The sequence below is a fragment of the Neobacillus sp. BF23-41 genome (assembly GCF_041106275.1).
In genome coordinates this window covers 23,781-35,684 of sequence record NZ_JBGBPR010000021.1, presented here as the reverse complement: position 1 = coordinate 35,684, position 11,904 = coordinate 23,781, and the positions used below count along the sequence as shown (strand labels likewise).

General features: G+C 36.9%; 9 protein-coding genes and 1 pseudogene. 2 read left to right on the top strand and 8 right to left on the bottom strand.

Going from position 1 to position 11,904, the window contains the following annotated elements; genetic code table 11:
• Positions 1 to 133 precede the first annotated feature (133 nt).
• Positions 134 to 1,303: an MFS transporter gene (locus AB7942_RS23360; RefSeq protein WP_369448726.1), complete on the bottom strand. Its 1,170-nt coding sequence runs from the start codon at positions 1,301 to 1,303 to the stop codon at positions 134 to 136.
• Positions 1,304 to 1,787: 484 nt separating this feature from the next.
• On the opposite strand from AB7942_RS23360, the gene AB7942_RS23355 reads away from it, so the two are divergent.
• Positions 1,788 to 2,690, top strand: coding sequence for a LysR family transcriptional regulator (locus AB7942_RS23355; RefSeq protein WP_369448725.1), 903 nt, complete (start codon positions 1,788 to 1,790; stop codon positions 2,688 to 2,690).
• Positions 2,691 to 2,896: 206 nt separating this feature from the next.
• Here AB7942_RS23355 and AB7942_RS23350 read toward each other — a convergent pair whose 3' ends face one another.
• A complete protein-coding gene (locus AB7942_RS23350) occupies positions 2,897 to 3,937 on the bottom strand; it encodes an NAD(P)-dependent alcohol dehydrogenase (RefSeq protein ID WP_369448724.1) in 1,041 nt (346 codons plus the stop codon).
• A 315-nt stretch (positions 3,938 to 4,252) separates the two neighbouring features.
• On the opposite strand from AB7942_RS23350, the gene AB7942_RS23345 reads away from it, so the two are divergent.
• Complete coding sequence (locus tag AB7942_RS23345; protein WP_369448772.1) at positions 4,253 to 4,669, top strand: MerR family transcriptional regulator; 417 nt, start codon at positions 4,253 to 4,255, stop codon at positions 4,667 to 4,669.
• 282 nt (positions 4,670 to 4,951) lie between these two features.
• On the opposite strand, the gene AB7942_RS23340 is transcribed toward AB7942_RS23345, so the two are convergent.
• From AB7942_RS23340 to AB7942_RS23315, 6 genes and pseudogenes are all read right to left on the bottom strand, one after another.
• On the bottom strand, positions 4,952 to 6,127 hold the full coding sequence (locus AB7942_RS23340) for an ROK family transcriptional regulator (protein ID WP_369448723.1): 1,176 nt from the start codon (positions 6,125 to 6,127) through the stop codon (positions 4,952 to 4,954).
• 41 nt (positions 6,128 to 6,168) lie between these two features.
• A pseudogene (locus tag AB7942_RS23335) lies at positions 6,169 to 6,335 on the bottom strand (fructose-bisphosphatase class II); the annotation flags it as partial.
• A 26-nt stretch (positions 6,336 to 6,361) separates the two neighbouring features.
• Entirely contained in the window at positions 6,362 to 8,053 is a 1,692-nt protein-coding gene (locus AB7942_RS23330) for a glycerol-3-phosphate dehydrogenase/oxidase (protein ID WP_369448722.1), read from the bottom strand.
• A 169-nt stretch (positions 8,054 to 8,222) separates the two neighbouring features.
• On the bottom strand, positions 8,223 to 9,713 hold the full coding sequence (gene glpK, locus AB7942_RS23325; RefSeq protein WP_369448721.1) for a glycerol kinase GlpK: 1,491 nt from the start codon (positions 9,711 to 9,713) through the stop codon (positions 8,223 to 8,225).
• Positions 9,714 to 9,900: 187 nt separating this feature from the next.
• Positions 9,901 to 10,455 carry a glycerol-3-phosphate responsive antiterminator gene (locus AB7942_RS23320; RefSeq protein WP_369448720.1) on the bottom strand — a complete coding sequence of 185 codons (555 nt, stop codon included), beginning with the start codon at positions 10,453 to 10,455 and terminating at the stop codon, positions 9,901 to 9,903.
• A 63-nt stretch (positions 10,456 to 10,518) separates the two neighbouring features.
• Positions 10,519 to 11,823, bottom strand: coding sequence for an ABC transporter substrate-binding protein (locus AB7942_RS23315; RefSeq protein ID WP_369448719.1), 1,305 nt, complete (start codon positions 11,821 to 11,823; stop codon positions 10,519 to 10,521).
• Between the last annotated feature and the right edge of the window lie 81 nt (positions 11,824 to 11,904).

Here is an 11,904-nt window from a genome sequence, read left to right as displayed (position 1 = left end):
TTACATATTCCATTAGATAATTCCTCGATTCCCGCCGGTGCCAAGTGCAACTTTTATATCTTTTGACATTTAAAATCCTCCATTTCTCGTTCTCAGATTGAGAGGTATCTAAATATCCTAATCGGGATACTCCTTATTTTGAAAGTTGTTGTGTAGGGGTAAACATGTAGTTTCTTAGTAAAATAGTTACCAAACTTAATATTAATGATAAGAATCCCACCAATACGACGTATTGTGTGCCCATATCCGATATAATTAACCCGCCTACAGCTGCGCCAAATGTTGTTCCTAAATTAGCAGATGTTAAAAATAAACCATTTGCGAAATCAGGTGCTTCGGGAGCTGAAGACGCAATCCAGTATTGGTTAATATTGCCCCCTATTCCAGCTAAAATTCCCCAAATTAAAGTAATGATAACCATTGGTACGGTAAATTGTCCAAAAAAGAATAATAGGATGTAGACAACTCCCAATGCAAAAGGAAATGTCATTACAGATTTGATCGCATTTTTAGTAAGTAACTTCCCTGCGACAATGCTTCCAATAATATTGGCTCCGCCGTATATGAATAATATTAGACTAATGGTATTGGAAGACATATTCGTAACAGTTTTCAGATAATCTGCAAGATAACTATAAACTCCAAATACGGCTGAGTTTAATAAAATGACAGACACAATCGAAAGCCAAGTAATAGATTTTTTTAATACCGATAATTGTACTCCGTAAGAAAGGCTTTCCTTAACAGGCATTGAGGGTACAAATAGTAAGGTAGCAACGAATGCCAACATATTTACAATAGCAAAGAATACCATTGCCATTTGTAAAGAAGTTGTACTAGCAATAAAACTTGCGATTGGTACACCGACTACCATACCGGCAGATACTCCTATAAATACTTTGGAAACAGCTTTTGGAGCTTCTTCTTTACTTACTGAGGCAGCCGCTACTGTAAATGCCAACGAACAATAAATTGGATGAAAAAAGGCTGGAATTATCCGAGCCATTAATAGAATGGTAAAGTTAGCTGTAAATATGGATACAATGTTTCCCAAAACGAAAACACCTAGTACAAGTAACATGACCTTCTTCCGATTTATCCCTGAAAACAATAAAGGCATCGTTGGACCAGATACTGCAACAACAAGGGCAAAAAAACTTACTAGCCATCCTGCTTTTGATACACTGACATGAAAGTGATCAGCAATGGAAGGCAATATCCCAATAACCCCCATTTCTGTATTTAAGATGCCGAAGACTCCGATTGTTAATATAAAAATCAACAGATTATTTCGTTTAGTCAAAAAAACAGCTCCTTTCAACAATAAATTACCCCCATTTTTTCGGGGGGCAATTTATTTTAAAGGTTCTTCTCAAAGAAGAATTTAGTTTAATTCCGTCTAACTGCTCACTCAGCCTCGTAACCGAGAGAGGTAGATATGTCACGATAGGCGTTGATCTGTTGTTGAAGTTCTGCGACCTTTTGTTCTGCACCAGCAAGGGCATCTGCACTCTGAAAAAGCTGCTTTTACAAACTAACACCCATTCCACGTCCAGCACCTGTGATAAACCAAACTTTCATATTGTTAGTCATATTTATTTCCTCCCAGATTGCTTTTGATTTTATTTTTTAGAAGACCTATTCATTGATTCCTTATTCAACATCCTATGTTATTTATTCTAGCTATGGCCCTTTGATATAGCCAATGCCTATATCTTATATCATGATATGCTTGATGGGTATTTCAAAAACGTATATACTAAAACATCATAAAGGAGGGTGTTTTTTTGGAACTAAGAGTTTTGCGCTATTTTCTTACTGTTGCAAGAGAAGGAAGCATGACGGCTGCTGCTGAATTTTTGCATGTTACACAGCCAACCTTGTCAAGACAATTAAAAGACCTTGAACAAGAGTTAGGGAAAAAATTATTTATTCGCAGTAGTCACAGTATGATTCTTACAGATGAAGGAATGCTTCTGCGAAAAAGAGCGGAAGAAATCATAGATATGGTCGATAAATTAGAGACAGAGTTTAGTTCCATGGAAGAAACAATTAGTGGGGATGTCTTCATAGGTGGTGGAGAAACAGATGCTATGCGACAGATTGCACGGGTAGTAAAAGATTTACAGTTAAGTTACCCCAATATCCGGTATCACCTCTACAGCGGAAACGAAGACGATGTGACCGAGAGGCTTGATAAGGGATTGCTTGACTTTGGTATTTTAATTCAACCAGCTGATTTATCAAAATACAATTATTTCAATATCCCTGGTAAAGATGTTTGGGGCGTTGTTATGAGGAAAGACAGTCCTCTTGCCTACAAAGATTCCATTCAAGCAGTGGATTTATTAAATGTTCCGCTGATCTGTTCACGACAGGCTATGAAACAGACATTTTCCAAAAATGAATTTGCGGATTGGTTTGGTGAAGATTTTGATAAATTAAACGTGGTTACTACCTACAATCTTGCCTATAATGCTGCCATTATGGTTGATGAGGGCATTGGTTATGCAATAACTCTTGATAAAATAGTGAATACGTCTAGTGATAGTAACCTTTGTTTTAGACCGCTAGAGCCAAGACTTGAATCTGGCTTAAATATTGTTTGGAAAAAGCATCAGGTTTTTTCCGCTGCTGCAGAGATGTTTTTAAAAGAAATTCAGACGAATTTTTCAAATTCTTTAAATTGACGAAAGCCTCAGCTTCTGTTGGGTTAGTAATATCGATTTTCAAAAATAATAGATAAGCATAATTACTGTGGAATTGGCTGAATAGCTTTTGTGCTGATATCACCTGGAACATCCCACTTTGAAGCCAATATATAAAAGGATGTCCAAAAAGCTAGGCTTTTTGGACATCCCTCGAAATTAACATTAGAATTTATCATTTACACAACTCACATAGTGCTGATGTCAATCACGAATCGATACTTCACATCCGAAGCTAATACACGTTCGTAGGCTTCGTCAATTTGGTCGGCTGAAATTACTTCAATCTTAGGAACAATGTTATATTCTGCGCAGAAATCTAACATCTCCTGAGTTTCACGGATGCCTCCAATCATTGAACCTGCAAATGATCGGCGATGACCGATAAGCGAAAATACGTTAACTGACAACGGCTCTGCCGGTGCACCGACATTGACCAGTGTACCATCCAGCGTTAGCAGTGAGAAATAAGCATTAATGTCAATTTTTGCACTTACAGTGTTAATAATTAAGTCAAACGATCCGGAAAGTTTCTCGAATGTTTCTGGATCGCTTGTGGCATAGTAGTTGTCTGCTCCTAATTGCAAGCCATCGTCCTTCTTTTTCAATGTTTGTGACAGAACGGTGACATCGGCACCCATGGCATGTGCAATTTGGACAGCCATATGACCAAGACCGCCCATACCAACAACCGCTACTTTCTTACCTGGACCAGCTCCCCAATGATTTAGTGGAGAATATGTTGTAATACCTGCGCAAAGTAATGGTGCTGCCGCGTCAAGCTCAATGCTATCAGGTATTCTGACTACGAAATCCTCAGTTACGACAATGTGGGTAGAATAACCACCTTGAGTTGGCTCGCCGTATTTGTCAACACCAGCGTAGGTGGGTACATTTCCATTGAGACAGTATTGTTCTTCTCCTTTACGGCAATTTTCACATTCGCCACAGGAGTCAACCATACATCCGACCCCTACCCGGTCACCGAGCTTGTACTTTGAGACCTCTGCTCCTACAGCTGTGACAATACCCGCAATCTCGTGTCCAGGTACGAGTGGATAGTTCACGGGACCCCATTCGCCATGAGCAGTATGGATGTCAGAATGGCATATGCCTGCATATTTAATTTCAATCAGAACATCATGCAAATCAAGGTCTCGTCTTTTAATTTCAGCAGCTCGAAACGGTTTGTCTGGACCGTCTACAGCTCGCGCTTTAGCAGTTATCATAAAAAAACCTCCAATAATATATATTTTTCAAGAGAATGGCTTGTACCGGATATAAATGAAGAACTCAGGTGAAAATTCCCCTTCATTCCCTTCTATCCCTACTTTTCTCTCCTGCAAAACAATATTAATCCTTATAGTTAACTCTAGGTCAAGAGATTAGTTTAGATTCTTTTTGAAGATCGCCTGACCACAATGGTTTCAAACCATCTATAATTTCCTGTAAGGTGACTTTGACATTATGAAAATACCATGATAATATCTCCTCATTCATAGAGTTAACTCGAAGTCTATATTATTAAGAATAGGAGAAAAATGATGAAGACATATTCAATAAGCGAAGTTGCAAAAGAATTAAATCTAACAGTTTATACCTTGCGTTACTACGACAAGGAGGGTCTAATTCCTTTTGTAGAACGGACACCAAGCGGAACACGAGTGTTTAAAGAATCCGATATCGACGCTTTAAAAGTAATAGAATGTCTGAAAGCAACCGGGATGCCTATTAAGGAAATAAAAACTTTCATTGATTGGTGTTCTGATGGGGATTCCACGTTGCAACAAAGATATGACATGTTTTTAGACCGAAAAGCTCATGTTGAAGCACAGATGGAAGAACTAAAAAAAACAATGGAAGTCATCGAGCATAAATGCTTATATTACAAGACTGCATTAGATGCCAGAACGGAAGATATTCATAAAAATACTAAAATAGGAATCTCCATTTCTAATTAATAGAAAGTCCCCTGTAAATCATAAATGTGGATATGAAATACAGGGGACTCTATTTATATAATTTACTACCAATTAGGAAAAGGATTTGGCACAGACATTTAGATATTTCGAGATCATAAATAGAAGAATTTATGATGCGAATGATCATTATTTACTAAATCACGATTATTTCTTTTCAATAATTAACTACGGTTACAGGGTTGAAGCATTTGTAAATGGGTCTTTCTTTAACGTCACTCCACGGGTAATACAGAACTAGAATAATATGTATTTTATGGTCACCTAAATGCATTTATCCTGCTTAATAGATAAACTTAATTCTGGTATATCTAAAAAGTTCTTTATAGCTAGGGCACAAGCACCCATTACACATGCATTTGTACCGAAATCTGAAATGAATATTTCTTTATAATTACTTATCGAAGATTTTAAGTTTGATTTGATTAGATTCAATGCTTCAGGAAACAAATTTAATAACTCACTATTTAAAACTAGTGTTTCAGGATTCAGAATATTAATAATATTATTAAGTCCCATAGATACGTACTTTATAAATTCATCGATTTGATTCATAACTGCTGGGTTTCTTGCAATAACAAGATTTTCGATATCCTCGTGGGTCAGTTTTGGTTTATTTAATTTTTCAGATAATTCATTAAAAAAGCTTACTTCTGAAGCATATAACTCCCAACAACCGAAATTGCCACAATTACAAGGTTTTCCATTAGGATTAATAATCATGTGACCCATTTCCCCTGCATAACCATGATACCCTTTTACCAGTTCTCCGTTGATTAAAAACCCTATACCTATTCCAGAATACATACTAATACTTATTAAGTTGTTACTTTGATGGAATTTAAATACTTTTTCTGCAAATGAACATAAATTCGCATTATTTTCAACATAAACTACAGTATTTAAATTTTTCTCAAGGGCTCTCTTTAAGTCCTTATTATACCACTTATGTTGTGGCACAAAAGAGATGGTTTCGTCATTCTTCACAGTTCCATGAACTCCAATGGACACACCAACAATTCCAAAACAACTATGAGAAAATTTTTCTTGGTATCCTCTAATTTGGGTGATTAAAAAATGAAGAATCTCATCATAGTTTGAATTCTCCAATTCTACATTATCTGAATGAACTGGGTTCCCCTTTAAATCACATATAGTAAATGTAATATTCCGATAATCCAAATCAATTCCTAAAGCATAACCCGCATTTTGCCTTAGTGAAAGCATAATTGGCTTTCTTCCAACATTGGCATACTCTTGATGAGATTCCATGATTAACTCTTCCTCTAATAGATCCGCCACTTGTGCAGAAATTGTTGCCTTTGTTAATTTTGTAATATTGGCTAAATCTGACCTCGAGATCATCCCATGTTTAATAATCTTACTTAAAATCAAACTTTTATTTATCTTCTTAAGATAAGCAGCAACTCCAAGTTCCATAAGGTTCACCCTACTATTCAAATAAATTATCTAAAACTTCATTACTTTATTACTAGGTTAAGCTTTTTTGCTAAACTATGCTTCCCCCCGATAAAACGAACAGTTCCTGATCTTGCACGCATAACAGGAGTGTGTGTTGTTCCTACATTGCCTTTATATTGTACACCGGTTAAAAGTTCCCATCTGTCACTCCTGTCGCTGCAAAAATTACTTTAAGCCGCTGCTCGTTAAAAGTTAATTATCATTTGCAGCTTTTGGGTATGATTTTGGTTGATCCACAGGAATGACAGCATCTTTTAATGCCTCATCTACAGAAGATGAATATTTGTTTTTCTCTTGATTAGACCAATTTAACCGATATGCTAAATAAGTAATTACTTGCTTCTTCCAATCTCTTACGGTTTGTATATCAAATAGAATGGCACCCGTACGGCGGTTTAAGAAATCTATAGGTGTAGCAATCATTTCATGTTCAATGCCATAAAGTAATTTTGCAAATAACACTGTAGGTAATTGATATTTATTTACATCTGACATATTATTTTTCAACAATTCAAACACTGTGTTACTATTGGATCCATATATTTTCACTAATGTTTCAGCCTCATCTTTGGTAAGACCAACTTCCATACCTCTATTAACTGTTGCAGTAATGAAAGAAGGAAATTGTTTTGAACCTCCAACATCTCCACCTGATATTGGGAGATACTTCGTTTGACACGATTTAAAACTTCTCCCCTCTTCTGATTTTAATTTCGTAGCCAATAAATTAGCCACCATTTCAGCCATTTTTCTATAGCCAGTTAATTTACCACCAGCAATGGTGATTAACCCTGAATTTGACTCCCAAATCTCATCTTTTCTAGAAATTTCTGATGCGTTCTTTCCTTCCTCGTATATAAGCGGTCGAACACCTGCCCAGCTCGATTCAACATCTTTTTCACTTATATTCACTTCAGGGAACATATAATTAATAGCATTTAAGATATAATTACGATCACTTTCAGTCATAGAAGGGTTTACGGCATCTTTGTTATAGAAGGTATCAGTTGTTCCAACATATGCCTTTCCTTCACGAGGGATAGCAAACACCATCCTGCCGTCAGGTGTATCAAAATAGATTGCTTGTTTCAAAGGAAAACGGGATTGGTCAATCACTAAGTGGACCCCTTTTGAAAGCTGTAAGAACTTACCTTTTTTTGATTGATCCATTTCACGAATTTGGTCAACCCATGGGCCGGCAGCATTGACAATATTTTTGGCATGTATTTCATACATCTCTCCTGAAAATTGATCTTGGACCAAGGCACCAATAACCTTGCCATTTTCATAAAGAAGCTTCGATACTTTTGTATAATTACAAGCAATTGCCCCTTTTTCCACCGCAGCCTTCATAACCTCAATGGTCAGCCTTGCATCATCTGTCCGGTATTCAACATAATAACCGCCACCCTTTAAACCCGCTTTTTTAATAAGCGGCTCCTTTGCTAAAGTTGATTGAGATGATAGCATCTTTCGCCATTCTGATTTTTTAACACCTGCTAAAAAATCATAAACACGAAGACCAATTGAAGTGCTAAACTTTCCAAACGTTCCACCTTTATGAATAGGTAATAACATCCATTCAGGCGTTGTTACATGTGGTCCATTTTCGTAAACAATAGCCCTCTCCTTTCCAACCTCTGCAACCATTTTGACTTCAAATTGTTTAAGATATCTGAGTCCTCCATGAACTAATTTCGTTGACCTGCTAGAAGTTCCAGCTGCAAAGTCCTGCATTTCAACAAGGGCTGTAGTCATTCCTCTCGTTTGGGCATCAAGGGCAATCCCTGCTCCTGTAATTCCTCCGCCTATTACTAAAACATCAAAAACTTCCGTTTTAAATTTGTTAATAAACTCCTGACGGTTAAGATTTGAAAATTGCATTATTTAGTCCTCCTGAATGAATAATATGATTGGTTTTTTTAGAAAAAATAAAAAGAGACCACAAATTACATTATCGAAAATGATAATGTTTTTGTGGTCTCTCCGACTTCTCCTACCAAGTATTAACTTGTTTTTAGTATAACATAAAAACTATGAAAATTGAAAATTATTATTTAAAAGCCATTGTGGCATTCACTGCTTTTTTCCAACCGTCATATAATTTATTCCGATTTTCAGCAGACATCTTTGGTGAAAACGTTTGGTCAACCGCCCATTGCCTGGAAATTTCCTCTTGGCTTTCCCAGAAGCCAACAGCAAGTCCTGCTAGATATGCTGCTCCTAATGCGGTAGTTTCATTTACAACTGGTCTTTCTACTGGAACATCCAAAATACCACTTTGGAACTCCATTAGGAAATTATTTTTCACCGCACCGCCGTCAACACGGAGCGTTTTTAGTTCAATTCCAGAATCTGCTTCCATGGCAGATAATACATCTTTTGTTTGGTATGCAAGAGATTCTAACGTAGCGCGAATGAAATGTTCCTTTGTTGTACCCCGGGTTAAACCAAAAACGGCACCTCGTACATCACTATCCCAATAAGGAGTTCCTAAGCCTACAAAAGCTGGAACCACATAGACTCCATCGTTGGAATCGACTTTTGCTGCATATGCTTCACTATCCTTTGCATCCTTAAACATTCTTAATCCATCACGAAGCCACTGAATGGCAGAACCCGCCACAAAGATACTTCCCTCAAGTGCGTATTCTACTTTTCCATTCAGCCCCCATGCTATAGTGGTTAATAATCCATGCTCAGAGCGCACAGCTTTCTCACCTGTATTCTTTAACATAAAGCAGCCGGTACCATAAGTGTTTTTGGCCATTCCTTCGTCAAAGCACGCTTGTCCGAACAATGCAGCCTGCTGGTCACCGGCAACCCCTGATATTGGAATCTCGTTCCCAAAAAAGTGATAATCAACCGTTTTTCCATAAATTTCAGATGATGGTCTAACCTGGGGCAGCATGGATTTAGGCACACCTAAAATATCCAATAATTCATCATCCCACTTTAATTCATAGATGTTGAACATTAAGGTTCGTGAAGCATTAGAATAATCGGTTACATGTGCTCGGCCTCCGGATAGTTTCCAAACCAACCAAGTATCAATCGTACCAAATAATAATTTTCCTTGATCCGCTTTTTCACGTGCCCCTTCCACATGATCGAGGATCCATTTTACCTTTGAGCCTGAAAAGTAAGGATCAATTAACAATCCAGATTTGTTACGAAATAGGTCATTATAACCTTTTTCTTTCAACTCTTCACAAATCTCACTTGTTTGTCTTGATTGCCAAACAATGGCATTATAAACTGGATGGCCTGTTTCTTTGTCCCAGACTACAGTTGTTTCGCGCTGGTTTGTAATCCCTATACCTGCAATTTGTTCAGGTTTAATTTCGGATTCTGATAAAACTTCGGCAACAACCGAAAGAATAGAACCCCAAATTTCATTCGCATTGTGTTCGACCCAGCCTGGCTTTGGAAAGTATTGCGTGAATTCCTTTTGTGCTGTATGAACAACTTCCCCATTTTTATTAAAAATAATTGCACGGGAACTAGTTGTTCCCTGGTCTAGAGATAATATGTATTTTTCCACTAGTAATTTCCTCCAAAAATATCATCTTATATGGATACAAAAAAAGAGACTCACTCATCAGAAATAACCACAAAATGGGTTTCTGCGTGAATCTCCTAATCTCCGTCACAAAATTTTAACTTGTTGAGAAAATTATACAATTCTATGAAAACGATGTCAACAACTTTTTTAACATTAGTATGTTGTTTTAATTATTTTTTAAGAAAACCTCCCATAACTCTCGTTTTGAAGTGGTGATGGCTGTAGCTCCTGCCACTAGTGCCGCATTTACATCTTCAGAAGTTCGAATTAATCCGCCCGCCAAGATGGGTGTTCCTACTTTCTCCTTAACTTCCGCAATAATCTTCGGCATGGCACCAGGCAGGACTTCAATGTAATCGGGTTTGGTTTTTGCAATTAGTTTATAGCTTTTTTCAAGAGCATGACTATCAATTAGGAAAATTCTCTGTACAGCAATTACACCTTTTTGCTTTGCCTTTTGAATCACACTAGATTTAGTTGAGATTAAGCCGTACGGCTTGAATTCTTGACAAATATACTCGGTGGCATATTCATCATTTTTTATGCCGTGGATTAAGTCCACATGGTAAATCATTTTCTTTCCTTTTTCCTTAGCCATCTTATTAATATGTTTTAACTGAGCAATATGCATATCTAAAAATACACCAATTTCGTAAGGACTTCTCAAAAAGGATTCGAATTCCTTCATATTTGAAGATGCAGGGACGATTTTCTGGTTCATAACATTAATCCTTTCATCGCTGTACTCATTCTTTATAGGTCATGGCACCTCATTTCATAATTCTCATTCACTCTGGATAGAATGACTTCCCTCAATCGCTTCTTTAATTTTTTCAGCTACTTCATCCATTGCTTTTTTTGAGGTTAATTCCCCGTTTAGCGCTTTTACGATGGAGTCTCTTATATCAGAGGAAACCTGGGAGATGACCTCTTGATTTCTCCAATCTTCCGCTGCAATAAGTGGAGTATTTTCTAATTCATTTGAAAATATTTTAAACATATCTTTACCAAACTCGTAGTTTAATTCATTGTTATCTAATCTTGAACTTAACAATAGAGACTCTTTATTGAATTTAGCATTAACTTCCTTTGATGCCAAATATTTAATAAAATCGGCTGTTTCGTCTTCTACCCCTGTATTTTTGAAGCCCATGATATATTTTCCGCCTGGTACTGTAGAACGAATCTCTTTTTTAGGAAGATATGTTACCCCCCACTCAAAGTTCTCAAGATCCTTATAGTTGCTTAACATCCAGTTTCCGGCTAGGTGAGCAGCAGCCTGTCCTGAGCGGAAAAGTTTTATTGGATCTTCCACGCCTAACCAAACAGATTCAGGAATAATCCCGTCTTTATGAAGTTTAATAAAATAATCTAATGCTGCTACACCTTTTTCATTATTGATTGCTGGTGCAGAACCATCTTCTGTCATGAGGCTTCCGCCAAATTGATAGACTAAAGTGGAATATCTTCGAGGTGTAAAATCAACCAACAGCCCATATTTTGCGCCGCCTTTTTCTTTTACCGTTTTAAGAGCTTCGACAAATTCATCCCAGGTCCATACTTCGTCAGGAGTTTGTGGAACTTGCACTCCTGCTTTAACAAACAATGTTTTGTTATAAATGATGCAATTTGCAGTAACATCCATAGGTGTGGCAATAATTTTATTATCTTTTACAAAGTACGGCTTAATTGCTGGCAGGAATTGAGAAGTAAATTCCTCCTCTCCGCCAACATATGGTGTAAGATCTAAGGCATAATCCGCAAAATTCCCAGTATCTGTTATACGCGCTAATGCTGGAGGTTCCCCTCCAGCAATCATTCTTTTTAATTTTGTATCTATATCTTGATAAGGCACTTCTATTAAATTAATTTCAACATTTTTATTCTTTGCTTGATAATCCTTGATAATCTCTTTCATTACCTTTCCCTCTACACCGTCACTAAACCAAAGGAAATCTAAGGTAACTTTCTTTTCACCGTCTGAACCAATTATTTCTTTTGGACTCTGTTTGGCAGAACAGGCTGATACTGAAAATAATAAAATGGATGCAATAAAAAAAATCGAAATCGTTTTCAATACTTTTTTCATTAAATGATACTGCCCTTTCTATGATGATACTTCATTCGGGGGTGATTGCTTAAAATTCCACTCTTCATTATACAAAAAAAA